The 26,098-nt window shown below is 70.0% G+C and carries 20 protein-coding genes; 5 read left to right on the top strand and 15 right to left on the bottom strand.

Annotated elements, in window-relative coordinates; all coding sequences use genetic code 11:
• Positions 1 to 35: 35 nt before the first annotated feature.
• The 3 genes from ACTOWY_RS17830 to ACTOWY_RS17820 all read right to left on the bottom strand — a co-directional run bounded on the left by ACTOWY_RS17830 (position 36) and on the right by ACTOWY_RS17820 (position 5,058).
• The gene (locus ACTOWY_RS17830) at positions 36 to 2,411 is read right to left on the bottom strand and encodes a terpene synthase family protein (RefSeq protein WP_441310755.1); all 2,376 of its coding nucleotides are present in this window, start codon (positions 2,409 to 2,411) and stop codon (positions 36 to 38) included.
• Between the two features lie 533 nt (positions 2,412 to 2,944).
• Positions 2,945 to 3,931, bottom strand: coding sequence for a FecCD family ABC transporter permease (locus ACTOWY_RS17825; protein ID WP_441310754.1), 987 nt, complete (start codon positions 3,929 to 3,931; stop codon positions 2,945 to 2,947).
• A gap of 74 nt (positions 3,932 to 4,005) precedes the next feature.
• Positions 4,006 to 5,058, bottom strand: a complete 1,053-nt coding sequence (locus tag ACTOWY_RS17820) for a FecCD family ABC transporter permease (RefSeq protein ID WP_441310753.1) — start codon at positions 5,056 to 5,058, stop codon at positions 4,006 to 4,008.
• A gap of 61 nt (positions 5,059 to 5,119) precedes the next feature.
• Between ACTOWY_RS17820 and ACTOWY_RS17815 the strand changes: the two genes are divergently transcribed.
• Complete coding sequence (locus ACTOWY_RS17815) at positions 5,120 to 6,901, top strand: ABC transporter transmembrane domain-containing protein (RefSeq protein WP_441310752.1); 1,782 nt, start codon at positions 5,120 to 5,122, stop codon at positions 6,899 to 6,901.
• A complete protein-coding gene (locus ACTOWY_RS17810) occupies positions 6,898 to 8,655 on the top strand; it encodes an ABC transporter ATP-binding protein (RefSeq protein ID WP_441310751.1) in 1,758 nt (585 codons plus the stop codon). The genes ACTOWY_RS17815 and ACTOWY_RS17810 overlap by 4 nt, the downstream gene beginning before the upstream one ends.
• Before the next feature lie 636 nt (positions 8,656 to 9,291).
• Here the strand turns inward: ACTOWY_RS17810 and ACTOWY_RS17805 are convergent.
• The 4 genes from ACTOWY_RS17805 to ACTOWY_RS17790 are packed head-to-tail and all read right to left on the bottom strand — an operon-like array spanning position 9,292 to position 11,945.
• Positions 9,292 to 10,302 (bottom strand): iron-siderophore ABC transporter substrate-binding protein, encoded by a 1,011-nt coding sequence (locus tag ACTOWY_RS17805; protein ID WP_441310750.1) that lies wholly within the window; start codon positions 10,300 to 10,302, stop codon positions 9,292 to 9,294.
• A 32-nt stretch (positions 10,303 to 10,334) separates the two neighbouring features.
• A complete protein-coding gene (locus ACTOWY_RS17800) occupies positions 10,335 to 11,081 on the bottom strand; it encodes an ABC transporter permease (protein ID WP_441310749.1) in 747 nt (248 codons plus the stop codon).
• 40 nt (positions 11,082 to 11,121) lie between these two features.
• Positions 11,122 to 11,328 (bottom strand): DUF7336 domain-containing protein, encoded by a 207-nt coding sequence (locus ACTOWY_RS17795; protein ID WP_185004707.1) that lies wholly within the window; start codon positions 11,326 to 11,328, stop codon positions 11,122 to 11,124.
• Positions 11,328 to 11,945, bottom strand: coding sequence for a hypothetical protein (locus tag ACTOWY_RS17790; protein WP_441310748.1), 618 nt, complete (start codon positions 11,943 to 11,945; stop codon positions 11,328 to 11,330). The genes ACTOWY_RS17795 and ACTOWY_RS17790 overlap by 1 nt, the downstream gene beginning before the upstream one ends.
• Before the next feature lie 207 nt (positions 11,946 to 12,152).
• Here ACTOWY_RS17790 and ACTOWY_RS17785 point away from each other — a divergent pair, with 207 nt between their 5' ends.
• Entirely contained in the window at positions 12,153 to 13,370 is a 1,218-nt protein-coding gene (locus ACTOWY_RS17785; protein WP_441310747.1) for a serine hydrolase domain-containing protein, read from the top strand.
• Here ACTOWY_RS17785 and ACTOWY_RS17780 read toward each other — a convergent pair.
• From ACTOWY_RS17780 to ACTOWY_RS17745, 8 genes are all read right to left on the bottom strand, one after another.
• On the bottom strand, positions 13,367 to 13,873 hold the full coding sequence (locus tag ACTOWY_RS17780; protein WP_441310746.1) for a DinB family protein: 507 nt from the start codon (positions 13,871 to 13,873) through the stop codon (positions 13,367 to 13,369). The two genes, ACTOWY_RS17785 and ACTOWY_RS17780, sit on opposite strands and share 4 nt — an antisense overlap.
• A 47-nt stretch (positions 13,874 to 13,920) precedes the next feature.
• Complete coding sequence (locus ACTOWY_RS17775; RefSeq protein ID WP_441311006.1) at positions 13,921 to 15,468, bottom strand: GMC family oxidoreductase; 1,548 nt, start codon at positions 15,466 to 15,468, stop codon at positions 13,921 to 13,923.
• On the bottom strand, positions 15,465 to 16,994 hold the full coding sequence (locus ACTOWY_RS17770; RefSeq protein ID WP_441310745.1) for an APC family permease: 1,530 nt from the start codon (positions 16,992 to 16,994) through the stop codon (positions 15,465 to 15,467). The genes ACTOWY_RS17775 and ACTOWY_RS17770 overlap by 4 nt, the downstream gene beginning before the upstream one ends.
• 68 nt (positions 16,995 to 17,062) lie before the next feature.
• The gene (locus ACTOWY_RS17765) at positions 17,063 to 18,535 is read right to left on the bottom strand and encodes an aldehyde dehydrogenase family protein (RefSeq protein WP_441310744.1); all 1,473 of its coding nucleotides are present in this window, start codon (positions 18,533 to 18,535) and stop codon (positions 17,063 to 17,065) included.
• A 34-nt stretch (positions 18,536 to 18,569) separates the two neighbouring features.
• Positions 18,570 to 19,727: an aromatic ring-hydroxylating oxygenase subunit alpha gene (locus ACTOWY_RS17760; RefSeq protein ID WP_441310743.1), complete on the bottom strand. Its 1,158-nt coding sequence runs from the start codon at positions 19,725 to 19,727 to the stop codon at positions 18,570 to 18,572.
• Positions 19,724 to 20,866: an N-methyl-L-tryptophan oxidase gene (gene solA, locus ACTOWY_RS17755; protein WP_441310742.1), complete on the bottom strand. Its 1,143-nt coding sequence runs from the start codon at positions 20,864 to 20,866 to the stop codon at positions 19,724 to 19,726. Before solA ends, ACTOWY_RS17760 begins: the two co-directional genes overlap by 4 nt.
• Positions 20,867 to 20,885: 19 nt before the next feature.
• Positions 20,886 to 23,324, bottom strand: coding sequence for a GcvT family protein (locus ACTOWY_RS17750; protein WP_441310741.1), 2,439 nt, complete (start codon positions 23,322 to 23,324; stop codon positions 20,886 to 20,888).
• A 176-nt stretch (positions 23,325 to 23,500) separates the two neighbouring features.
• Positions 23,501 to 24,289 (bottom strand): IclR family transcriptional regulator, encoded by a 789-nt coding sequence (locus tag ACTOWY_RS17745; protein WP_441310740.1) that lies wholly within the window; start codon positions 24,287 to 24,289, stop codon positions 23,501 to 23,503.
• Between the two features lie 238 nt (positions 24,290 to 24,527).
• On the opposite strand from ACTOWY_RS17745, the gene ACTOWY_RS17740 reads away from it, so the two are divergent.
• Both ACTOWY_RS17740 and ACTOWY_RS17735 read left to right on the top strand, forming a co-directional pair.
• A complete protein-coding gene (locus tag ACTOWY_RS17740) occupies positions 24,528 to 24,845 on the top strand; it encodes a bifunctional 3-phenylpropionate/cinnamic acid dioxygenase ferredoxin subunit (protein WP_441310739.1) in 318 nt (105 codons plus the stop codon).
• Complete coding sequence (locus tag ACTOWY_RS17735) at positions 24,842 to 26,017, top strand: NAD(P)/FAD-dependent oxidoreductase (protein ID WP_441310738.1); 1,176 nt, start codon at positions 24,842 to 24,844, stop codon at positions 26,015 to 26,017. Before ACTOWY_RS17740 ends, ACTOWY_RS17735 begins: the two co-directional genes overlap by 4 nt.
• The last annotated feature ends 81 nt before the right edge of the window (positions 26,018 to 26,098 follow it).

The raw sequence follows: 26,098 nt of genomic DNA, 5'->3' as shown, positions 1-26,098 counted from the left end.
GCGTGGCCGACGTTGGGGGTTGCGGCACGGGGCGATCAGTGCGCCGGTTCCGTGAGGGGCTTCAGGCGGGCCGCGGACGTGCCCAGTCCGGTGGGGCCGCCGAGCGAGCGCGAACCGGTCGTGCTGGGTACGTCGGGCGCCGGGGTGGCAGCGGTCGGCGGCGCCGGAGCTGGCCGAGCTGGGATTGCCGGCGCCGGGGCTGACAGGGCTGGGACTGGCGGGGCCAGGCCGGGGCAAGGGGTGACAGTGGGAGCAGTGGCCGGGGCGTTGTGGCGGAGGAGGTCTGGTTCGTTGTAGCGGATGCAGCCTTCGTGCCAGATGTGGATGCCTGCCATCCAGCGTTTGAGTTCTTCGGCGTAGCCCAGGAGGACCTTCTGGGCTTTGCGGTCCAGCTTGTGGTCACGGAACAGGGCCGGGAACTCGACGGCGAGGATGTGCTCGAACTGCTGCATGCGTTCGGTCATCAGCTTGTTGACCAGCTGGGCGGCGCGGTCGCGGTCGCAGTCCAGGAAGTTCTGCACGACGAGGACCGCGTTGTGCAGCTCGCCCTCGAACTGGATCTCCTTCTGATAGGAGAACATGTCGTTCATCATGCTGGAGTAGTCCTGGGCGGACTTCTCCAGCGCCTGCACCGGTCTGGAGCGGTAGATCTCCTCGGGCACGGCCTGGCCCAGTTGCAGGCGGCACAGCGCCATCGTCATGTCCGAGCCGAAGGTGGCGCGGCGCATCTCCACGTAGTCGACCGGGTCCGGGATGCGGTTGGCGAACTGGTTCTCCAGTTCCCACACCCAGCTCTCGGTCATGTCCTCGTTGGCCTTGCGGAAGACCTTGCGGTGTGCGTCGGTCATCGGCCCGGCGGTGCGGCTCCACAGGTCGGCCAGACCGCGTTCCAGCGCGTTGACCGGGGTCTCGGTCTGCACGGCGTCCAGCGGCATGAACAGCTTGAAGCGTTCGGTCTGGACCCGCGCGGCGGCCAGGTTGCGCGGGTGGCCGAAGACCAGGGGGTAGCAGTCGTCGCCGTAGGTGCCCCAGGCCAGCCAGGCGGAACTGACGTCCAAACCATCGGGGGTGGCGTCGGGGTGGATGCCCGCGGCGCACAGCGGCAGGTCGTAGTCGCGGATCTTCTGCTCGCTCCACACGGTCCGCTCGGCCGAGAGCGGGTGCGGCTCGTCCAGGAGGCCCATCTCCTTGGCCCACAGGACCACGTTCTCCCTGGCCTGGTCCAGGTGCGGGCTGAGGGTGGTGCGAAACGGCAGGTAGAAGTCCGGGCGCGGCAACGGGCCGCACTGCCGGAACGGCACGTTGGCGAAGCTGCGCAGGCGTTGCGGCATGGTGCGCGCGATGGACGGGATGATCTGCGCCGCCGAGGTGCCCAGGCCGTTCGGACCGCTGAAGGCCGATGGGGAGGCCTTGCCGCCCTTGTTCATGTACCGGCTCGACCGCATGTGCCACTCGTGCCCGCCGGACTGCCAGTCCTGCAGCCCCTTCACATACGCCAGCACCTCCAGGCGCTGCTGCGGGGCGACCGCGAAGCGCTCGAACAGCGGTGGCAACTCGACCAGCGCGGTGTGCTCGAACTGGTGCAGCCGCGAGGTGAGCAGGTCGTTGACCGCCTCGGCCGCCTCCTGGGTGGGGATCTCCAGGAACCGCTCGAACACCAGCACACCGTTGCTGAGTTCGCCCTCGTCGAGCACCTCGCGCTCGTAGGAGAACAGGTCGTTGCGCAGGTGCACCGCGTCGGAGAAGGTGTCCCGCAGCACCTCCAGCGGCCGTGAGGCGGCGATGATCTCGGGCACCTCGACCCCTGCGGCGTGTTCGATCAGGTTGGCCGACCAGGGCGCGCCACCGACCTTGCGGCGCATCTCGATGTACTCGATCGGGTTGGACACCCGCTCGGCGTTGATGTTGGACAGCTCCCACATCGACTCGTCGAGCAGGTTCTTGGTGCTTTCCACGAACCGCCGCCGCCAGTCCGCCGAATGCGAGGGCACCGTGCGGTTCCAGAGGTCTTCCAGGCCCTTCTCCACCGGGTTGGTCGGCGTTTCGGTGATCGGCCCGGTGATCGGCATGAACAGGCGCAGCCGGTCGAGGTAGTCGACCGCGTTCTGCATGTCGTGCGAGCGCTTGTACATCTCCAGGAAGTGGTCGTCGAAGTAGAAGACCCAGACGTACCAGTCGGTGATGAGGTTGAGCGTCTCGGTGTCGCAGTCGGGGTGGGTGTAGCTGCACAGCAGGGCGTAGTCGTGCGAGTCGAGGTCGTGTTCGTCCCAGATGGGCACGCCGTGCTGGGGCACGTCGATCATGTCCATCTCATACGCCCACGCCTTGCTGTGGACGCGCGCCGCCTCCAGGCTGGGGTTCAGCCGGGCAGGGTAGGGCATGTAGAACTCAGGCAGCTCGAATGGCTGCATAACCTCGCACCTGTGCCTTCTTGCGGGGACGACCGGAACCGGCGACGCAGGGTTCGCCTGGGGCCAGGCAACCAGCCGGGTCGGCCGGTCTCAACCACTCCAGGGTGGTTGCACACTTTCGGGAGTGGTGATCGCTCGACCAGCCCAACCGGAGATCGCGGAGATGACGGAAGGTGCCGGAGACTGGCCGCATTTGTCCGGGTCGGTACGTGGACAACGCTGACTAAGTGGCGGTACCAGGGGTGTTTGCCCAGGTCGCCCGCTTCCGGGGCGGTCACCTGTTCGGTGTGAGCAAGGTGGCGCCCCGCGAGACGGGGGCGCGGGCGCGGGGCGCCACCTGGGTCAGGGATCCGCAATCGTTGGGGCCGTGCGGAAACGCTGGGAAGACCATGACTCACGAACGGCCGGGATGATTGCTCCCGCAACACGTTCGTGTCCTGATCGAGGCGGCCGCGCAGCCTGCGGTTTCGGTCGTGTCCACGGTTGCCCGGTTGCTGTTCGCTGTTGTTGGACACGGTGTTGGATCGGTACGGCTACCGGCCCCGGCGCCACTCGTGGACCAGCAGCCACACCAGGTACAGCCCGCCGATCCCACCGGTGATGATGCCGACCGGGAGCTGCACCGGCGCGAAGATCCGTTGCACCGCAAGGTCGCTGACCAACAGCAGCGCGGCGCCCATCAGCGCGGAGGCGAACAGGTTGGGCCCCGGCGCGGCGGTGAGCCGGCGGGCCAGCTGCGGGGCGGCCAGTGCCACGAAGGCGATCGGCCCGGCCGCTGCGGTGGCCAGCGCGGCCAGGGTGACGCTGACGCCGAGCAGCGCCAGGCGGGTGGGCTCGACCCGCACCCCCAGCGTGGCCGCGATCTCATCGCCCATCTCCAGCACCGACAGCCTGCGCCCGTAGTACAGCGCGACCGGCAGCAGCACCGCCATGGCCGCGATCAGCGGCAGCAGGTGGTTCCAGGTGCGGCCGTTGAGGGTGCCGGTCTGCCAGGCCTCCGCGGCCAGCGCCAGGTGCAGGCTCGCGCTGGTGATCAGGTACAGGTTGGCCGAGAGCAGCAGGCTGCTCAGCCCGATGCCGACCAGCACGAGCCGGAATCCCTGCACGCCACGGGAGAACGCGAGCAGGTAGGCGACGACCATGGTCAGCCCGCCGCCGGCCAGGGCGCCGAGGGAGATCGCGGTCATACTGCCCTGGAACCAGACGATGACCAGGATGGCGCCGGTGGCCGAGCCGGTGGTGAAGCCCATGAAATCGGGACTGCCCAACGGGTTCCGGGTCAGGCTTTGCAGCACCGCGCCGCTGACCGCCAGCGCCGCGCCGACCAGCAGTCCGGCCACCACCCTGGGCAGGCGCAGGGTCACCACGATGAACTCGGTGGGGCCGTCGCCCAGTCCCAGCAGGGCGTTGACCACCTCGCCGGGGGTGAGCGGGAAGTCCCCGGTGGTCATGCCGAACACGCCGGCGGTGGCCGTGGCGAGGGCGAGCAGCAGGCAGATGAGCAGCGTTCGCGGGGCCACCCGCACGGAAAACCAGCCCCTGTGGATACGCAACACCCGGCCCCGGATCGGCGTGGTACGTTCCTGAAGGCGGGTCATGAGTGCACCAGCTTCCGGCGGCGGCACAGGGCGAGGAACACGGGCGCGCCAAGGAAAGCGGTCACGATCCCGACCGCCAGCTCGGCGGGCGCGACGAGCAGGCGGCCGAGGATGTCCGCGCCCAGCAACAACATCGGCGCGAGCACCGCGGAGAAGGGCAGCACCCAGCGCTGGTCGGCGCCGACCAGCAGCCGGGCGAGGTGTGGCACGGCGAGGCCGAGGAAGCTGATGGGTCCGGCCGCCGCGGTGGCCGCGCCGCACAACACGGTGATGGCGAGCGCGCCGAGCCAGCGGGTCCGTCCCATGTGGACGCCGAGGGCGCGGCCGGTCTCCTCGCCGAGGGCGAGTCCGTTGAGCGGGCGGGCCAGTCCGAGGGCGAGCAGGATGCCCGCGCCCAGGAACGGGGCGACCACGGTCAGCACGTCCATCCGGCGTCCGGCCAGCGAGCCCGCGTTCCAGTAGCGGAACTGGTTGAACGAGGCCGGGTCCAGCAGCAGCACGGCGGTGTTGAAGGCGAGCAGCACCGCGGTGATCGCCGCTCCGGCCATGATCAGCCGGTCCGGCGTGACCGCGGCCCGGCCGGTGGAACCGAGCACGTAGACGACGAGGGAGGCGATAGCGGCGCCGGCGAAGCCGAGCGCGATGGAGCCGGTGGTGCCGGACACGCCGAGGAAGGCGATGCCGATCACCACCGCGGTGGAGGCGCCCATGGTCACCCCGAGCAGTCCGGGATCGGCCAGGGCGTTGCGGGACAACGCCTGCATCAGGGCGCCGGAGAGTCCGAGCGCGGCGCCGACGAGCAGGCCGAGCAGGGTGCGCGGGATGCGCAGCTCATGCACGATGACCGCTTCGGCGCTGCCGTTGTTGTGCCACAACACCGACCAGATCTCAGCGAAGGGAATCGACTTCAGCCCGAACCACACACTGAGCAGGCAGACCACCGCGAGCGCGGCGAGTGCGAGCAGCAGCCCACCGGCACGCACCGCGATCCCGCGAGCACGGGCCGTGCGCGGCGGCGAACTCCCGTGTGTGGCGAGCACCTCGACCATTTGATCTCCATCCCCAGTCGTACTCCGTTACCGTAGCCTTACCTAACTGGGAGGTGACGGGGTGCCCGTCGGAACAACGTCGGGCCGCGCCGTCCTGACTCGCGCGATCCTCGGCCAACGCGGCTTGACCGGGTCCTCCGCCGTGCTGGCGGCCAGCCATCAGACCGGCGAGGCACTGGTGCCGGTGCTGATCGGCGTGGTGATCGACCAGGCCGTCTCCACCGGTTCGCTCAGCGCGTTGCTGTGGTGGCTGGGCGTGCTCGTGCTGGACTTCGTGCTGCTGTCGCTGAGCTTCCGGTTCAGCGCGCGGCTCGGCGAACGGGCGGCGGAACGGGCCGCGCACCGGCTGCGGATCGAGTTGACCGAGCGGGTGCTGGACCCACGCGGCGGCGCGGAGACCGGACGGTTGTCGGGCGAGCTGACCAGTGTGGCGACCGGGGACGCGCAGCGGGTCGGGGCGCTGAACATGGGTCTGCCCGCCGGACTGGCGGCGGTGGTGGCACTGGTGGTCGGCGCGGTGGCATTGCTGCGGGCGTCCTGGATTCTCGGCGCGCTGGTGCTGGTGGCCGCGCCGCTGTTGCTGTGGGCGGCGCGGGCGCTGGGACGGCCGCTGGAACGGCGTAGTCACGCCGAGCAGGACCGGGCCGCGCTCGCCTCCGGAGTCGCGGCGGACCTGGTGGCCGGGCTCCGGGCGTTGAAGGGCATCGGCGCCGAACAGGCCGCGACCGCGCGGTACGCCACGATCAGCGGCGAGTCGATGGCGGCCGCGGTGCGGGCGGCGCGGGCGCAGTCCTGGCTGGACGGTTCGATGACCATGCTCACCGGGATCTTCCTCGCGGTGGTCGCCCTGGTCGGGGCGCACCTGGCCGCGAGCGGGACGATCACCGTCGGCGAACTGGTCACCGCGGTCGGACTGGCCCAGTTCCTGTTGTGGCCGTTGACGTTGTTCTCCTGGGTGAGCAAGAACTTCGCGCAGGGCCGGAGTTCGGCCGACCGCATCGCGGCGGTGCTGTCCACTCCCCCGCTGCTGCCCGCCGCGACGGCCGTGCTGCCGGAGCATCCGGCCGGTTCGCTGGCTGTGGACAGCCGCAGTGGATCACTGGATTTCAGTGCTATCGTCGAGGCGGGCGAGTTCGTGGGCGTGGTGGCCGTGGACCCGGCCGAGGCGGCGATGCTGGTGCGCTGCTTGGGTCGTGAGGTGGAACCCGAGTCGGGTGAGCTGTGGCTCGACGGGGTCGCACTGTCCACTGTGGACGCTCGACTGGCGAGGTCGGCGGTGCTGGTGGCGGCGCACGACGCGGAGCTGTTCGAGGGCACGGTGCTGGAGAACGTCCAGGCCGCGGCGAAGTCGGGCACGGCGGGTGCTGTGGCGGATCTGGCCGCGCCGGGTGCTGTGGCGAATTCGGCCGCGTCGGCGCCGGATCCCGTTGGCAGCGGGTCGATTCCGCCTGGCCTGGCCAGGGTGCTGGTCGCGGCCGGGGTGGACAGCGTGGCCGAGGTGCTGCCCGCGAGGCTGGACACCCCGGTGAGTGAGCGCGGGCGGTCGTTGTCGGGCGGGCAGCGGCAGCGGGTCGCGCTGGCTCGGGCGCTGGCGGCGGATCCCGTCGTGCTGGTGCTGGACGAGCCGACCACCGCGGTGGACGCGGTGACCGAGGCCCGGCTGGCGGCCGGGATCCGGGACGTGCGGCGTGGGCGTACCACGGTGGTGGTGGCGTCCAGTCCGGCGTTGCTGGCCGTGGCTGATCGGGTGTTGCTGGTGACGCGGGGGCGGGTTGTGGCGCAGGGGCGGCATGTGGAGCTGGCGGCGGGCAACGCCGACTACCGGGCGGCGGTGCTGGGATGAGGGAACTGCTGCCGGTCGCGGATGGGCGGCGGACCTGGGCCGCGGTGTCGGGTTTGCTGCGGGCGCACCGTGGGCTGGCCCTCGGCGGGTTCACGGTGTTGTTGCTGGGCACCGCGGTCGGGTTGGTGACGCCCTGGTTGCTGGGGCGGATCGTCGACCTGGTGGCGGGGCGGGATCCGGCCGACGCCATCGCCTGGCCGGTGGGGTGGCTGGTGGTGGTTGCCCTCGTCCAGGGGGTGGCCACCGCGGGTGGGGTGGCCATGGTGGCGCGGCTAGGCGAGGGCATGCTGGCCCGGTTGCGGGAACGCTTTGTCGCGCGGGCCCTGGAGCTGCCACTGGGTGAGGTGGAGCGGGCCGGGTCCGGCGACTTGACCGCCCGGGTCACCCGGGATGTGGCCGTGGTGGCGGACGCGGTGCGCAACGCGATGCCGGTGCTGGCCAAGTCGGGGCTGGCGATTGTGCTGACGCTGGCCGGGTTCGCGGTGCTGGACTGGCGGTTCCTGCTCGCCGCCCTGCTCGCGTTGCCGGTGCAGGTGCAGGCCGTGCGCTGGTACGGGGGGCGGGCGTTGCGGGTCTACGCCGAGCACCGGGTGGCGGTCGGGGCCCAGCAACAGCAACTGCTGGACACCATTGGCGGGGCTTCGACGGTGCGGGCGCTGGGGATGGGCGCTCAGCAACTCGGCCGGGTGCGGGAGCGGTCGGAGTCCGCGGTGTCGCTGGCGTTGCGCGGGATCCGGTTGGTCACGCAGTTCTACGGGCGGGTCAACACGGCTGAGCTGATCGGGCTGGGCGCGGTGCTGGTGGCCGGTTTTGTATTAGTGGCACAGGGATCGGTGTCGCTGGGCACGGCGACCGCGGCCGCGTTGTACGCGCACAACCTGTTCAACCCGGTGGGTGCGGCACTGGCCTTGGCCGACGACGCGCAGTCGGCGGCGGCGAGCCTGGCCCGGCTGGTGGGCGTGGCGGACCGGCCCGCGGTGGCGGAGCCCGCGGGGGCGGTGGTTCCGGTGGACACCACGGTCAAGGTCAGCGGCGTGACCTTCGGGTATGTCCAGGGCCACGAGGTGTTGCACGGGGTTGACCTGGAACTGGCGCCGGGTGAGCGGGTGGCGCTGGTCGGCGAGAGCGGGGCGGGCAAGACCACCCTGGCCAAGTTGATCGCGGGAGTGCGCGAGCCGACCGGGGGCACGGTGACGGTGGGTGGACTGCCGTTGGCCGAGCTGGCGTTACGGCGGACGGTTGCCTTGGTGACGCAGGAAGTGCACGTGTTCGCCGGGTCGCTGGCGGCGGATCTGCGCCTGGCCCGCCCCGTGGCGTCCGAGGCGGAGTTACGCTCGGCGCTGGATCGGGTGGGGGCACTGGCGTGGGCCGAGGGACTGCCGGACGGACTGTCCACTGTGGTCGGTGAGGGCGGCCATCGCCTGACCGTGGCCCAGGCCCAGCAGCTGGCACTGGCACGACTGGTGCTGGCGGACCCGCCGGTGGTCATCCTGGACGAGGCCACGGCCGAGGCGGGCAGCGCGGGCGCCCGGGTACTGGAGCAGGCGGCGATGGCGGCACTGGCCGGACGGACGGCACTGGTGGTGGCGCACCGGTTGACGCAGGCCGCGGCGGCGGACCGGGTGGTGGTGCTGGCCGGCGGACGGGTGGTGGAGTCCGGGGCGCACGCGGAGTTGTTGCGGGCTGGTGGTCGCTACGCTGAGTTGTGGGCTGCCTGGTCGGACGGGCGCGGCGGTGCTGGAACCGCGGCTTGACCGGGTCTGGACCGCGGGCGGCGAGGGTGAGCTGCGGGTTCGGGGCTGTTCGCTCAGAGCAGAATCGCTCGCGGAACTTCGGTCGCTGATCGTTTCGTTCCGCAGATAGAAGCGGTGCGCGGGGCGGGGCGAAGTGGCAGGCCGGAGTGAAGGCCAGCCGGGCCGGACCGTGGCACGGTGGAGACGGAAGCGATGTGCTGGGGAGACGGCAGCGGCACGCTGGCCCGGAACCAGCCGGGGCGCAGGGGCGAAACCGGCCTCCCACGCGGTGCCTGGCCGCAGTGGCTGCGGGAGCGGCACCCACGCGGCGCCTCGCCGGAGCCACGACGGGAAGGGCGCCCACGCGGTGCCTGGCCGGAGTGGCGGCGGGAACGGCGCACGGACGAAACCGCGATGGCGGCGACCGGACGCCGCGGACCGGACGCCGCGGGCCGGGCGAGGCTGGGCAGGCGCCGCCGACTGGGCAGGGGCCGCCGGGCGAGGCCGGGCCGGGGCGAAAGTGGAAGTGGTGTGCGGGCTGGGCTGGAGTGGATCCGGCTGCCGGGCCGCGACTCATGCGCTGGCTGGCAGCCGGATCCACGATGGCAGCTTGCCCGCGGTGGTTACTTGCCCGCGGTGGCTACTTCCTCGCGGTGGCTACTTCTTCGCGTTCACGAGCAGCGGCACCAGGTGTTCCAGGGCGTAGGGCATGCTCAGGACCGTGTTGAAGGAGATGGCGGCGCCGATGGGGGGTTCGTTGTAGGGGACGAACATGTCGCGCTTGTCCTGGAAGACCTTGAGGCGCTGGTAGACCGGGTCGGCCTTGACCTTCTTCTCCAGGCTGGCGTCTTCGGTGAGCCAGATCAGGCGGTCGACCTCGAACAGGTCGGGGAGGCCTTCGGAGCCGACCTCGATGATGTTCTGCTCTTTCGGAGCCTGGCGCAGGCGGTCCGGGGTTTGGAAGCCCAGGTCCAGGAGGAAGGCCAGCTTCGGGTCGTGGGCGGCGAAGGCGGCGTAGACGCCGGGCTGGACGGTGTCGGCGACCAGGGCGGTTTGCCTGGCCCACTCGGGGTGGTCGGCGCGGATCTTGGCGAAGCGGTCCTTCAGCGCGGTGATCTTGGCGTCGAGTTCCTTGTCCTTGCCCAGGGCCTTGCCGATGGTGCGGGCCATCTCCTCCCACGGCGTGGCGTAGTCGGGGTGCTTGGCCGACTGGGCCACCACGGGGATGTTGAGCTTGGTCAGGGTCTCGTACTGTTCCTTCTTGATCCCCGAGTAGCCCGCGATCACCAGGTCCGGGCGCAGCGAGGCGACCTTCTCCATGTTGATGTCGTCGCGCTCACCGACGATGGTGGGCTCGGTGCCCGCCCACTTCTCCTTCTGCCACGGGAAAACGCCGAAGGGGCGTTCCTTGAACCAGTCCACGACGCCGACCGGCTTGACGTCCAGCGCGAGCGCGGTCTCGTGGTCGGACAGGCCCAGGGTGACCACGCGCTGGGGGCGCTTGGTGATCTCGGTGGTGCCGTACTTGTGCTCGATCTTCACCGGGAAGACGCCGTCTCCCCCGCCCTGCCCCGCCGGGGAGTTCGTACCCGCCGATCCGCAGGCGCCGGCCACCAGCGTGGCGGCCAGGGCGAGGGCCACGGCGGGCAGGGTTGTTCTCTTGGACATGTGGTTCCTCCCAGTAACGTGCTTAGGGAAGCCTAACCTTTGAGTTGGGGTGCGCCGAGGCGGCCCCGGGCGAGCAACTCGACCGTGACCAGCACCGCGATCGCTTCCACGGCCAGTAATCCGATGAGCACAACCAGTTGGGTGGCGCCGGCTTCCAGGGGGGTGGCGCCGCCGAGCAGCATGCCGACGAACGCGCCGGGCAGGGTCACCAGACCGACCGTGCGGGTCTGGTCCAGGGCGGGCAGCAGGGCCTGGCCCGCGGTGGGGCGGCACAGTTCGAGCACCGCGTCGCGGGGTGGCAGGCCCAGGGCGAGGGCGGCTTCGTACTCGCCGTGGCGGGTGTGCCACTCGTGCCGGGCCCGGCGACCGGCCAGGCTGGTGGCGGTCATCGCGCCGCCGATGAGGATGCCGGCGGTGGGCAGCACCGCGATGGGCTGGGGCGGCACGATTCCGGTGAGCACCAGCAGGATCAGCACCGGCAGCGCGCCGCCTGCGATGGCCAGGGCGAGCCAGCCGCTGTGCCGCAGGCCGCCGAGTCTGCGGGCCGAGGTGAGCACCGCGACCGCGCACATCACGGTGATGAACAGCGCGGTCCAGCCGGTCGAGCGCAGCACGGCCAGCAGCACCAGCGAGATCAGGGTGAGTTGCAGGACCGCGCGGGCCGCGGCGGTGAGCACCGGGCGGGCCGGGCCGAGGCCGCCGAGGCGGACCACCGCGGCGGCGGCCACGGTCAGCAGCAGGAGTACGACCGCCAGTGACGGTCCGAGGTCAACGCGCACCGGCGCAGTCTCCCGCGCCGGGTCAGACCGTGCGGCCGGGTCAGACGGTGAGGAAGCCCTCCGCCCACTGGTCTGAGTTGACCCGGTACTCCGCGATGTGGAAGCCGCTGGGCTCCTCCCGGAAACCGGGTAGCGCGCGCGAGCGCTCCACCCTGGCCTCGGCCTCGGTGCGGGTCGCGTAGACGCCCAGCAGCTTCTCGTCCCGGCCACCGAGATGACTGGTGTGCCACAACAGGTAGACGTACATCAGTGGGTGCGTCCCCTTCCGGACGGGGGTGGCGGTCCCTGGTACGGCGGCCAGGCCACCGCGGATGGGTAGGGTGGTGGTGTCCGCGACACCTCGGCGGCGCGGTGCTCGCGCCGGCGGCGTTGCCACCACAGCAGGCCGATCAGCCCGAGTGCCAGCAGCACGAAGGCGATCAGCGCGAACGGCAACCAGTACCCGAGGCCACCGTCGCCGGTGTCCTCCTCGAGTGCCGGGTTGCGCTCGCCGAGCCGGTCGATCAGCTCAGCCCGGTCGGCGCGGGAGACCAGTTTTCCGTCGAGGGTGATCTCCAGCTCGTCGATCCGGCGCGGGAAGGTGTCCCAGACGACCTTGGTGATGCCCTGCGCGGTCTGCTCCGGGTCGGCGCGCCGGTCCCGTTGCTGTGCCTGGACACGCAGCCGGACGAGCCCGGTGGACTCGGTGGACTGGTGGGTGGAGACCTGCTCCACGCCGGCCTTCTCGATCCGCTGGCTCAGTTTCACCAGTTCGGTCAGCGCCGCACAGCCGGTGATTGTGAGCGCACACAACGCCACTACCGGGGCGAGTAGCCGGCGGAAACGGCCGGGGCGCTCGGTGATCGGCGGCGAGGGTGTGGACACGGCACCAGTGTTACCGGGGAACTGGCCCGGAAGCTTGTGTTGGGGTCATAGGGAAAGCGGCACGAGATCGGACCGTCATCTTTCGGGCTCCCCGGCGTGCCGCAACACCGATCGGCAAAGTTTGCGTCGCGGTACGGACACGTATGGACCTTTTCCCGCTTCCAGGACGTAAGCCTCTAGCCCTGGACGAACCCCAGGAGGACACCCGTGCCGGTCCACGGTCTGTGCACCCCGCGTTTCGCCGGGGTGCGCGCCGAGTTCGAGCGCAATCTGGCCGAGCGCGGCGAGGTGGGCGCCTCGGTGCACCTGACTGTGGACGGGGAGACCGTGGTCGACCTGTGGGGCGGGCTGGCCGATCCCGCGCAGGGCAGGCGCTGGACCGACTACACCTTCACCCACGTCTGGACCGCCACCCAGGGCGCGACCGCGTTGTGCGCACACCTGCTCGCGGTGCGTGGTCAGCTCGACCTGCTCGCCCCGGTGAGCCGGTACTGGCCGGAGTTCGGCAAGGGCGGCAAGGACTCCGTGCTCGTCGGCCAGCTGCTCGACCACCAGGCCGGGCTGCCCGGGTTGCGGGAGGTGTTGCCGCGCGGGGCCTTCTACGACTGGGAGCTGATGACCGAGCGGCTGGCCGCGGCCGAACCGCTGTGGACCCCGGGCGCCCGGCACGGTTTCCACGCCTTCACCTTCGGCTTCCTCATCGGCGAACTCGTCCGGCGGATCACCGGCGGATCACTCGCGCAGTTCTTCGAACGTGAACTGGCCGGGCCACTCGATCTGGACTTCTGGCTGACCCTGCCGCCGGACCTGGACGAGGCGGCCGCGCCGATGGTTCCGCAGCCGGAGCTGTCCGAGCTGATCCCCACCATGCACCTGACCGCCATCACCGACCCCGACTCCCCCGCAGGCCGGGTGCTGCTCAACAACGGCGGCTACCTGGCCCCCGGCGAGGCCGATTCACGGGCCGCCCGCGCGGCGGTGCTGGGCGGCACCGGCGGACTGACCAACGCACGCGGACTATCCCTGCTCTACCGGCCCCTCGCGGTGGGTGGCAGCGTGGACGGGTTGCGGCTGCTGGACCGGGCCGCGGTGGCGCGGGCCGGGGCGGTGAGTTCGGCCGGGTCCCTGGACGCGGTGACGCTGGTGCCCAGCCGGTACTCGCTCGGGTTCAGCAAGGCCTGCGACAACCGGCATCTGCCACCCGCGGACCGGGAGGGCGTGCTGTGGTCGGAGCAGGCCTTCGGTGCCTGCGGGATGGGCGGGGCGGTCGGCTTCGCGGATCCGGGCGCGCGGATGTCGTTCGGGTATGTGATGAACCGGCAGGGGCCGGGGCTGGGCGTGAACGAGCGCGGGCAGGCGTTGATCGACGCGGCGTACCGGGGGCTGGGGTATCACCGCGTCAACGGCGGGATCTGGTTCCGTTAGGCGCCGGTGACGCCGTCGATGGCCTCGCGCAGGAAGTCGGCGTGGCCGTTGTGCCGGGCGTACTCGTGGATCATGTGCAGCATGATCATCCGCAACGACACGTGTTCGCCCCAGCGCGGCTGGTAGCCGGTGACCTCCAGTGATTCCGCGGCCAGTTCGATTCGCCGGGAGTGCTCGACCTCGGCTTCCCAGGCCGCGAACGCCTCTTCCCGGGTGCAGTTCGAGGCGTCGTAGGCGGCTTGGAAGTCGAAGCTGTCCGACCAGATCAGCGGGATGTCCTCGGCGTTGATGACGCGGCGGAACCAGGTGCGTTCGACCTCGGCCAGGTGCCGCACCAGACCCAGCAACGACAGGGTCGAGGGTGGGGAGGACTGGCGGCGGAGGTCCTCTGTGGACAGATCAGCGCACTTCATGGCCAAGGTGGCGCGGTGGAAGTCCAGGTAGACGCGCAGCGTTTCGCGTTCGTCGCCCTGGCGGGGCGGGTCAGGGCGTTCGGTGATCACCAGGGCAGGGTAACCGGCGGCGCCGGCGGGCGCCGCCGGTTTACCGCTCAGGCCGCCTTGATCAGGTCAGCGCATTTCTCGCCGATCATCATGGTGGTGATGCACGGGTTCACGGTGACCAGGAACGGCATCACCGAGCCGTCCGCCACCCGCAGGCCGTCGATCCCCTTGACCCGCAGCTGCGGATCGAGTGGGGCCTGGGTGTCCCCTGGCGCGCCCATCCGGACTGTGCTGGAAGGGTGGTAGACGGTGTTGTGGGTGCGGCGGATGTAGTCGAGCAGCTGCTCGTCGGTGGTGTTGTCCGGGCCGGGGAACAGTTCCGGGCCTGCCCAGGCCGACATGGCGGGCTGGCCGACGATCTCGCGGGCCAGGCGCAGGCCGTGGGTCATCACGCGTTCGTCGTGCGGGTGGCTGAAATAGCGTGGGTCGACCATCGGCTTGTCCCGGAAATCCCTGCTGCGCAACCGGACCGTGCCCAGTGACCGGCTGCGGGTGACGTTGGGAGTGAGGCAGAAGCCGTTCTCCGTGGTCGGGTAGCCGTGTCGCAGCGTGTTCATGTCGAAGGGCACCGAACCGTAGTGGAACATCAGATCCGGCCGGTCCAGGCCGTCCTCGGTGGTGGTGAAGATGCCGATTTCCCACCACTGGGTGGATTTCTGGGTCATCGGCTGCTTCGCCTGCCACTGGATCACGCCCTCGGGGTGGTCCTGCAGGTTCTCCCCCACGCCCGGCGAGTCGACCAGCACGTCGATTCCGTGCTGCCGCAGGTGTTCGGCCGGGCCGATGCCGGAGAGCATCAGCAGTTTCGGGGTGTCGATGGAGCCGCAGCTCACCACGACCTCCCGGCGGGCGTGCGCCTGGAGGCTGTGCTGCCCGTCCGCGGCCAGGTATTCCACGCCGGTGCACCGCTTGCGCTCGTCGATCAGCAGGCGCTTGACCCGGACCCCGGTGCGGATCTCCAGGTTCGGCCGCCGGCCGATGATCGGGTGCAGGTAGGACACCGAGGAGGACGCGCGGACGCCCTCCTTGGTGGAGTTGATCTGGAACCAGTTGGCGCCGTTGACCACGGTGCGGCCGCTGTTGAACGGCGTGGTCGGAATCCCGGCCTGGGCACACGCCTCCAGCAGCGCGGCGGCGCACGGGTCCTCGCCGGGCACGGTCATGATGTTGACCGGGCCGGAGCGGCCGTGGTGCTCGCCGGGGGCGTCGTTGGTCTCCAGCCGTTGGTACAGCGGGAAAACCTCGGCCGCGCTCCAGCCGGTGCAGCCCAGCGCCGCCCACTCGTCCAGGTCCTCCGCGGGCGCCCAGAAGGCGATGCAGGAGTTGTGCGAGGAGCAGCCGCCGAGCACCTTGGCACGGGCGTGCCGGAGGAAGGAGTTGCCGGTGGACTGGGGTTCGACCGGGTAGTCCCAGTCGTAGCCGGACTCCAGCAACGACATCCACTTGTCCAGCCGCAGGATCGCCGGATCGTCCACATCGGACGGTCCGGCCTCCAGCAGGCACACCCGCGTATCCGGGTTCTCCGAGAGCCGGGCGGCGACCACCGCACCTGCCGTGCCGCCGCCCGCGACGACGTAGTCGAACTCCTCCATCAGCGCACCTCCGGCACTGCGGCGGCCTCGGTCGGCGTGTGCGCGTGGTCGGCCAGCACCCCGCTGCGGTGGCGCTGGACGAACCAGTAGTACGCGAAGCCGACGAGCGTGACCGCCCCGACGAACAGGACCGCGCCCCACTGCAGGTACCAGTGGAACGGCGGGCTCGGGTTGTAGATGGCCTGTCGTGGCCACAACAGGTTCACCACCATGGCCGCGCCCCACAGCACGGCCACGATGTTGATCGGCAGACCCCATTTGCCCAGCCCGAAGCGGGGTTCCTGACCCTCCACTGTGTCCAGTGGCCAGCGCCCGCGCAGCCGGGCGATCAGCAGTGGCACGGTGACCAGCAGGTAGGCCAGGTAGATCAGGATGATCGCGATGCTGGTGACCACCGAGAAGATCTGCGGCTGACCGATGTTGATCATCAGGAAGGCGATGCCGAAGACGCCGATCAGCAGCGCGGGCAGCACCGGGGTCTGGAAACGCGCGCTGACCTTGGCCAGCTTCTGGCCGCCGGGCAGGTTGTTGTCCCTGGCCATGGCGAACATCATCCGGATCGCCGCGGTGTGCACCGCCAGCACGCACACCACGATCGCGATGGCCACGGTGACCAGGAAGATCTTGCCGACCACCGGGCCGAGCACGTCCAGCACGATGTACTGCAGCCCGATCGTGCCGAGTTCCGGCGCGTTGATGTCGCGCACCGCCATCAGCGCGAACAGCAACAGCAGTCCGCCGATGAGGAAGGAGGCGATCACCGCGCGCAGGATGGACTTGGGTGCGTTGCGGGTCGGATCCACCGACTCCTCACCGAGCGAGGCCGCGGTGTCGAAGCCGTACATCACGTACAGCGAGGCCAGCGAAGCGGCCAGGAACGCGCCCATGTAACCGAGTGAGTGGCCGTCGCCGGTGCCGTGGGTTTCCAGCACCACCTCGGGTCCGCGGACCGCGAAGGCGGCCAGCACGATCACCATGATCACCGCGGCGATCAGCTCGATGAGCACGCCCGCGCTGTTGATCCGGGCCATCAGCTTGACCCCGCAGGCGTTGATCACGGTGGTGAACACGATCAGGATGCTGGCCAGGAGCACCGCGTTGGTCGGGTTGTCCGGCACCAGCTGGAAGCCGTCCCAGATCTGCGGCAGGGTGATCTGCAGGGCCAGCGCGGTGGCGGCCACCGTGGTGGCGGAGGCGGCCAGCATCAGCCAGCCTGCCAGCCAGGACACGTGCGGGTTGCTGAGCCGTTTGGCCCAGTTGTAGATCGAGCCCGCGATCGGGTAGCGGGCGGCCAGTTCGGCGAAGCAGAGCGCCACCATGAGCTGGCCGGCGAAGACCATCGGCCAGGACCACCAGTAGGCAGGGCCGCCCTGGGCGAAACCCAGGTAGAACAGCTGGAACGTGCCGGTCAGGATGGAGATGTAGCTGATCCCGGCGGCGAAGGTGTGGAAGTTTCCGAGTGTGCGCTTCAGTTCCTGGCGATAGCCGAACTCCTGGAGTTCAGCATCGTCGGAGCGGACGGTCGTCATGGCAACCTCCGGGCGTGGTGGGAAGCGGGGATGCGGGCATGGGCCTCCGGTCATTCACCAGGGCAGGGTCACTCGCCGGAGAACCACTTCTGTGGCGCCGGCCGAAGGTTGTGCCAGATGTGCTTGGGCTCGCGGTACTCGCTGAGTCCGCTCGGGCCTAGTTCGCGGCCGATGCCGGACCGCTTGAAACCACCCCATTCCGCCTGGGGCAGGTACGGGTGGTAGTCGTTGATCCAGATGGTGCCGTGCCGCAGTCGCGCGGCCACCCGCTCGGCCCGGCCGGCGTCGCCGGTCCACACCGCGCCGGCCAGGCCGTAGTCGGTGTCGTTGCCGATCCGGATCGCGTCCTCCTCGTCGGTGAAGGTCTCCACCGTGAGCACCGGACCGAAGGATTCCTCGCGCAGCACCGACATCCCGGACTTGCAACCGTCCAAAATGGTCGGTGGGTAGTAGAAGCCGTCGGCCAGCGCCGGATCCGCTGGGCGCTTGCCGCCGCAGCGCAGCACCGCGCCCTCGGCGATCCCGGCGGCCACGTAGGCCTCGACCTTGTCCCGGTGCGCGGCGGAGATCAGCGGTCCGGTCTCGGCGCGTTCGTCGAACGGCCCGCCGAGGCGGATCTTGTTCGCCCGTTCGACCAGGGCGTCCACGAACCGGTCGTGCCACTGCTCCTGGATGATCAGGCGGGCCCCGGCCGAGCAGACCTGACCGGAGTGCAGGAAGATCGCGGTGAGCGCGTAGTCCAGCGCCGTGTCGAAATCGCTGTCGGCGAAGACGATGTTCGGGTTCTTGCCACCCAGTTCCAGGGCGACCTTCTTGACCGTGCCCGCGGCGGTGGCCATGATCCGCTGCCCGGTGGACAGCCCGCCGGTGAAGGACACCAGGTCCACATCGGGGTGTTCGGCCAGCGGCGCGCCCGCCTCGGGACCGGCGCCGAGGATGAGGTTGCCCGCGCCGTGCGGCAGCCCGGCCTCCACCAGCAGCCGCATCAGGATGATCGCGGTGCTGGGGGTCAGCTCGCTGGGCTTGAGCACGAAGGTGTTACCCGCGACCAGCGCCGGGGCCACCTTCCACGCGGTCTGCAGCAGCGGATAGTTCCATGGGGTGATCAGCCCGCACACGCCGACCGGCTCGTAGACGACCTTGCTGGTGGCGTCCGGGTTGCCGGTGTCGACCACCCGGCCGGCCTCGCCCGCGCCGACCGAGCCGTAGTACCGGAAGGTGTTGGTGACATCGTCGATGTCGTACTCGGCCTCGACCAAGCGCTTTCCGGTGTCCATGGACTCGGCGCGGGCCAGCGCGACCTTGTCCCGCTGCAGCAGATCGGCCACCCGGAGCAGCAGGCGCGCGCGTTCGGCGGCCGGGGTGCGCGGCCAGGGGCCGGTGTCGAAGGCGGTGCGCGCGGCCTGGATGGCCAGCTCGGTGTCCGCACGGCTCGCCTCGGCCACGGTGGCCACGACCGAGCCGTCCGCGGGGCACCGGATCTCCCGCCGGCCCCCCTGTTGGGAGTCCAGCCATCTGCCGCCGATGAACAGCTCGGCCATACAACCTCCTAGAGATGTCTGGCCGCTATCTAATTCAATCTTCGCGCTCAGCGCACCCCGAAGAGGTCGGAAAGTTGCCGATTGACGCCTGAACCCACTGGTGGAACGCCCCGATGTGATGTTCGCTTGGCACGAGTACGCCACCGTCGCGGTAGGCGCGGGAGGACATCGACGGCTGTGTCCTCTCACATGCCTCGAAGTCCTGCTCGTTCACCCGGTGGAACAGTTCGACCGAGCGCGAGACGTCCTTGCCCGCGGCCACCACCTCGTTGGTGTAGAGCCAGTCGCATTCCACCACCGTGCGGTCCGCGGCCAGCGGGAACATCCGGTGGAAGATGATGTGGTCGGGCACCAGGTTGATGAAGACCTGGGGTTTCACCGTGATCGCGTAGTAGCGCCGGTCCTGATCCTCCCCCAGCCCTGGCAGCGGGTCGAACCCGGGGCTGCCGTCCACGGTGAATCCCTGGATCTCGTCGCCGAACTCGGCGCCGTGGCCCACGTAGTACTGGGCGGCGTAGCCGTCGGCGAACTCGGGCAGCACCTCGGTGAGTTCGGGATGGATGGTGGCGCAGTGGTAGCACTCCATGAAGTTCTCCACGATCAGCTTCCAGTTGGCGCGCACGTCGTAGACGATGCGACGGCCTACCGTCAATTGGTCGATGGTGTAGGAGTCGATGGCTGCAAGGGAACCGAGGCGTTCGGTGATCGCCTGTTGCACGGTGTCCGCAAAGGACGGTGGTTCCGGTGCGAGGCACACCCAAAGGTAGCCCAGCCATTCCTTGACCTGCGCGGTGACCAGGCCGTACTCGACGCGGTCGATGTCGGGCATCTTGGTCAGGTTGGGCGCGGCGATGAGCTTGCCGTCCAGGTCGTAGGTCCAGGCGTGATAGGAGCACTGGAAATTGCGTTTGACCGCGCCCTGTTCCTGGGTACAGATGCGGGCCCCGCGGTGGCGGCAGATGTTGAGGAAGGCCCTCGGCTGCCCGGCCCGGTTGCGGGTGACGATCACGCTCTCGCGTCCAATCTGGACGGTGCGGAAGCTGCCCGGACCGTCCAGATCGGACATTCGGATCGCGCAGAACCACATCGTCTCGAACAGCTTCTCCTGCTCGGCGGCGAAGGTGGCCGGGTCGGTGTAGGCGCTGCCGGGCAGGGTGGCCAGCAGGCTCGGGGGCAGGCCGGTGGTGGTCACGGGTTCACCTCGGCGAGTCGCTCGGGACGGAACAGGTCGATGGGGTGCGCGGTCGAGCCGGTGAGCGCGAGATCGGCCAGGATCTCGCCCACCACCGGCACGAACTTGAAGCCGTGCCCGGAGAATCCGCAGGCCACGGTGACCCGCTCGTGCCCGGGGTGGGTGGCGATCACGAAGTGCTCGTCGGCGGTGTTGGTGTACATGCAGGTGGCCGCGCGCAGGAACTCCCCCGGCAGACTGGGGATGCGCGGCAGCAGCTGTCCTCGCATGGCCTCGATCTCGTGCGGGTGCACGGTGCGGTCGATGGTGTCGGGGGTGCAGGTCTGGCCGCCGCGGAAGAAGGCGACCTTGGCGCCGCCGCCGGGTCCGTCACTGGCCGGGAAGCCGTAGGCCTGGATGCCGTCGGCGGCCTCCCAGATGTAGATGGGGTGCACGTCGGGCTGGAATGGGTCCAGGCCGCCGGTGGGGGCGAACCAGTACTGCACCTGGCGTTCGATCACGAACGGGATGCCCAGGTCGGCCAGCAGCTGCGGGGCCCAGGCGCCAGGACAGATCACCAGTTTTTCGGCGGTGTACTCCCCCGCCTCGGTCCGGACCTGGACACCGGTGGCGGTGCTGGTCCAGTCCAGGACGGGTTCGTGGTAGTGCAGTTCGGCTCCGGCCTTGTCGGCCAGGTCGAGGTGTGCGCCCACGGTCGCTTCCGGACGGACGAAGCCTGCCTTCTCCTCGTACAGCGCGACCTCGTCCGCGGCCGGGGTCAGGGTCGGGAAGCGGCGGCGGATCTCCCGCGCGTCCAGCATCTCGTGCGGCAGGTTCCAGGTCTCGGCGGAGAGTCTGCTGCCCTTGACAGTGAGGCAGTCCGGGCGGCCGATCATGACGCCGCCGGTCACCGTGAGCACCTCGCGGCCGGAGTCGTTGGCCAGCTTGTCGAACAGCTCGTAGGAGCGCAGCAGCAGCGGCACGTAGGCCGGGTCCTCGAAGTAGGACTGGCGGATGATCCGGGAGCCGCCGTGGCTGGATCCGTTGCTGTGCGCGGGTCCGAAGCGGTCCAGGCCGAGCACCCGGCTGCCGCGCGCGGCCAGGTGGCAGGCGGCGGCGCTGCCCATGCCGCCGAGGCCGATCACGATCACGTCGTACATCGGGCTGATCTCCCTCACGTCACCGGCGGATGCGGGCCATCTCTGGGTCGAACAACGGTTCGGCGGCCACGGTGGCGTTCAGCCTGCGGCCGAAGTACTCGATCTGCACCGCGGTGCCGGGGATGGCGGCCTCGGCGGGCAGCCAGGCGTAGGCGATCGGACTGTCCACTGTGTACCCGTAGGCGGCCGAGGTGACATAGCCGACCGGTTTTCCTTGGTGGAACACGGGTTCCTTGCCCAGGACGTTGGTGGTGCGGTCGTCCAGGGTGAGGCAGGACAGGCGACGGGCGGGCTGGTCCGGGTCGAGCTTGGCCAGGGCGTCGCGGCCGAGAAACTCACCCTTGTCCAGCCGGACGGCGAAGGCGAGACCGGATTCGTAGGGGTCGTGTTCGTCGGTCATGTCGGTGCCCCAGGCCCGGTAGCCCTTTTCCAGGCGCAGGCTGTTGAACGCGCTGCGCCCGGCGGCGATCACCCCGTGCTGTTGGCCCGCCTGCCAGAGTTCGTCCCACAGGCGCAGGCCGAGTTCGGCGCTGGTGTACAGCTCCCAGCCGAGTTCGCCCACATAGGACAGTCGCAGCGCGGTCACCGGGATCATTCCGACGTGGATCTTCTTGGCCCGGAAGTAGCCGAAGGCCTTGTGCGCCAGGTTCTCCCGGACCAGCGGCTGGAGCAGCTCGCGGGCCAGCGGGCCCCACAGGCCGATGCAGCAGGTGCCGCCGGTGATGTCCTTGATCTGCACGGCCGGATCGGTGTTCTGCCGGAGCAGCCAGTCCAGGTCGAGGTTTCCGTTGGCGCCCACCTGGAAGTGGTCCGGGCCGAGCCGGGCCACGGTGAGGTCGCTGCGCACGCCGCCGGCGTGGTCCAGCAGCAGGGTGTAGGTGACCGCGCCGGGTTTCTTGTCCAGCTGATTGGTGGTCAGGCGCTGCAACAGTTCCAGTGCTCCGGGGCCGGTGACCTCCAGGCGTTTCAACGGGGTCATGTCGTACATGGCCACCTGCTCGCGGGTGTGCCGGGCCTCGGCGGCGGCGATCGGCGACCAGTAGCGGGCGGCCCACTCGTCGCGCCCGGGCAGGTCGATGCCCTCGGCGAGGTGCGCGTTGGCCTCATACCAGTGCGGGCGTTCCCAGGCCCCGGCCTCCAGGAAGAACGCGCCCAGTTCCTGTTGCCGGGGGTAGAACGGGCTGGTGCGCAACGGGCGCGGGTGTTCCATCGGCTGCAAGGGGTGCAGCACGTCGTAGACCTCGACGAAGTTCTGCGCTCCCCGGGCTTCGATGAAGTCCGGGCTGAGCTGAACCTCCTCGAACCGGTGCAGATCACATTCATGGAGGTCCAGCTCGGATTTGCCCTCGATCAGCCATTGGGCGAGTGCGCGGGCGACGCCTGCGGAGTGGGTGACCCAGACCGCCTCGGCCGTCCAGAATCCCTTGACCTCGCGGTGTTCGCCCAGCAGCGGGAAGCCGTCCGGGGTGAAGGAGAACACCCCGTTGAAGCCTTCGTCCACTGTGGACTGACCGAGGGCGGGCAGCAGGTCGACGGCGTCGGCCCAGGCCGGGTCGAAGTCGGCCTGGGTGAAGGCCAGCATCGAGGGCATCTCGGACTGTTCGGGGCCGGGCAGTTCGTCCAGGCGGACCGGCATCGGGCGGTGCGCGTAGGAGCCGATGCCGATCCGGTCGGTGTGCTCGCGGAAGTACAGATCGCGGTCCTGATGCCGCAGGATCGGCCGGATCGCCTCGTCGGCCGGGTTGATGGTCCCGGCCAGTTCGGGCAGGGCGGCGGTGCGAACGTACTGGTGCGCAAGGGGAAGCAGCGGCACGGTCAGTCCGACCAGCGCGCCGATCTTGGGGCCCCAGAACCCGGCCGCGCACACCACGATGTCGGCCGGGAAGTCGCCTTGGTCGGTGCGCACCCCGCTGACCCGGTCGCCGGTGGTCAGGATCTCCAGGACCTGGTGGTGGGCCAGGAACCGCGCGCCGCGGTCCATCGCCCGGCGGGCCTGGGCCTCGCCCGCACGCAGGGCGCTGGCCAGGCCGTCCTCGGGCACGTGCAGGCCGCCGAGCACCCGCTCGCGGTCCAGCATCGGCCACAGCTTCAGGCATTCCTCGGTGTCCAGCAGCCGGGACTCCACCCCCCAGGCGGTGGCCCAGCCCTGCTTGCGGTGCAGGTCGGCCCAGCGCTGCGGGGTGGTGGCCACCTCCAGGCCGCCGACCTTGCGGAAGCACCACCGGTCGGCCAGGGTCAGCTGGTCGTACTTGCGCACCGTGTAGGCGGCGAAGGCGGTCATCGTCTTTGACGGATTGGTCTGGAACACCAGGCCGGGGGCGTGCGAGCTGGAGCCGCCCGCGGCGAACAGGGGTCCCTGGTCGAGCACGGTGACCGAGGTCCAGCCGCGTTGTGTCAGCTCGTCCGCGAGGGCGCAGCCCACGATCCCGGCCCCGATGACGACCACGTTCGGCTGCACGGCTCACTCCTCTCCGCCCGGTGGCGGGGTGGTGGATGGAGTTGCGTATTACGCATCGGGTTGTGCGATGCGAAACACGGTGCGGCCGCGCGGGCGTGCTTGTCAAGACCGGATCGCGCTGATGGCGCAGCGATGCCCAGTGAGGTGAACAGCCTGTAACAGCAACAGGATGCGGGTCAGGCCCAGCCCATCCGGCGGGAGACCTCGGCGCCGGCGGCGACCACCTGTTCGGCGACTTTCGGAAGTCGGTCCGGGGTGAGTCGATAGGACGGGCCGGAGACGCTGATCGCGGCGATCACCGCGCCCTCGTAGGACCGGATCGGGGCGGCCAGGGCGTTGAGCCCGATCTCCAGCTCCTCGACACAGGAGGCGAAGCCGCGTTGCGCGACGACGACCAGCTCCTCGCGAAGCTTGCGGGTGGAGGTGATGGTCGCGTCGGTGAAGCCCTCCAGCCGGCGGCCCAGCACCCGGCGCACCTCCTCGGGACGCATGTGCGCGAGCAGCACCTTGCCGCTGGAGGTGGCGTGCAGCGGAGTGCGCCTGCCGACCCAGTTCTGGCTGGTCACGGCGGCGGTGCCGCGGGCCTGGGTGATGTTGACCGCGGCCGCGGCCTCCAGGTCGGAGATCGCCACGTTGACCGTCTCGCCCAGGTCGTGGGCCAGTTCGACGCACACCTCGCGGCTTTCCAGGGTGACGTCCAGCCGGGCCGCGGTGGCCCCGGCCAGCCGGATGATGCCCAGGCCCAGGTGATACTTGCCGCGGTCCTCGGTCTGGGCGACCAGTCCGCGCTCCTCCAGCACGCCGAGCAGCCGGAACGCGGTGGACTTGTGTACGCCCAGCTCAGCGGCTATCTCGGTGACCCCGACCTCGCCCTCCCGGGCCAGGATTTCCAGCACACTCACCGCCCGGTCGACGGACTGCACGGAACTCGCGGCACGGGGTTCCCGGTCGCAATCGCTGGCCATAGTGCCCACGGTAACCACTCTGCCGAACGGACGCCGTCCAAACGCGCAACGCGTTGGCAACACATTTCCCCGGTTTCGCCTCTTGACGAGACCGGGCTGCGGGACCGACTCTGTTGCGCATAGCACATCGCGTCGCGCACTACGCAACAACTCAACCTCGCCTCGACGCCGTCCCGCCGGTCGCGTCGGACCGAGGAGCTGTACTCCCCGAGCCGTTCACACCGCCATGGAGGGCGTGATGATCGCCGTCTGCCGCCTCGACGAACTGCCACCCGGAGAGGCCGTGCGGCTGCTCGCCGACGTGCCGGTCGCCGTGTTCAACGTCGAGGGCGAGTTCTACGCCATCGACGACACCTGCACCCACCAGGACGCCAGCCTGTCCGAGGGTTACCTGGAGGGCTGCCTGGTGGAATGTCCGCTGCACGCGGCCAGTTTCGACCTCCGGACCGGCAGGCCGACCTGCCTGCCCGCGAAGAAACCGGTGCGCACCCACCAGGTCACCGTGCTGGACGGGATGATCTATTTGCGGACCTCCGCCGAGCAGGAGGTGGCATGAGATCCGTCGCGGTCATCGGCGGCGCGCTGGCCGGCCTGTCGGCGGCCAGGGCGTTGCGGGACCAGGGTTTCCAGGGCAGGCTGACCGTCATCGGGGCGGAGCCGCACCAGCCCTACGACCGGCCGCCACTGTCCAAGAACTTCCTGCTCGGCACGATCGGCACGGCCGATCTGGCGCTGGCCGAGGAGTCGGATCTGGCCGAGTTGGAGGCCGAGTGGTTGCTCGGCCAGAGCGCCAGCCACCTCTCCCCCGGGCTGGGCTCGGTGGAGCTGGCCGATGGGCGGCGGTTGCGCTGCGACGGGGTGGTGCTGGCTACCGGCGCGACGCCGCGGAGCCTGCCAGGGGCGGAGTTCCTGGCCGGCGTGCATGTGTTGCGCACGCTGGATGACGCGATCGGATTGCGGGCGGATCTGGTGGAGGGGTCGCCGCGGGTGGTTGTGGTGGGGGCCGGGTTCATTGGGGCGGAGGTGGCCGCGACGTGTGCCGCGTTGGGCCTGCACGTGACGATCGTGGAGGCGGCGCCACTGCCGCTCGCGCCGGTGCTGGGGCGGGAGATGGCGGCGCATTGTCTTGGGCTGCACGCTGATCATGGGGTTCGGCTGATCTGCGGGGCCGGGGTGACCGCGTTGCTGGGGCAGGGGCGGGTTACCGGGGTTGAGCTGAGCGACGGGCGGCGGCTGCAGGCCGATGTGGTGGTGGTCGGGATCGGGGTGCGGCCCAACACCGGGTGGTTGGCGGGGTCGGGGCTGGACCTGGATAACGGGGTCAGTTGTGATGCGGGTGGAGTGACCCGGGTGCCCACTGTGGTCGCGGTGGGGGATGTGGCCAATCTGGGTGGACGGCGGGTCGAGCACTGGACGAACGCGGCTGAGCAGCCCGCTGTCGCGGTGGCCAACTTGCTGGCGGGGCGGACTGTGCATACCGGGCGGGCCGCGCCGTATTTCTGGTCGGACCAGTACGGGGTGCGGATCCAGTTCGCGGGCCATACCCGGCCTGGGGATCAGGTTCGGATCGCCGAGGGGGAGCCGGGGTCGCGCAGCTTCCTGGCGATCTATGAGCGGGATGGTCAGGCGGTCGCTGCTTTGGCGCTCAACCGAGCCAAGCCGTTCACGCGGGTCCGCCGCTCCCTAAGCGGGTTGCCAGAAGTTGTGTCCGTAACTCGCGGGAGTTGACCTTCCCTCGAACGTGAAGAGCCCCGTCGGGTTGGATTGAGTTACCACACACAACCGACCCGACGAGGCCTCCTTCAGTAT

The sequence above is a fragment of the Crossiella sp. CA198 genome (assembly GCF_052078295.1).
Taxonomy (GTDB): Bacteria; Actinomycetota; Actinomycetes; order Mycobacteriales; family Pseudonocardiaceae; genus Crossiella.
This window is presented reverse-complemented; position numbering and strand designations above follow the sequence as displayed.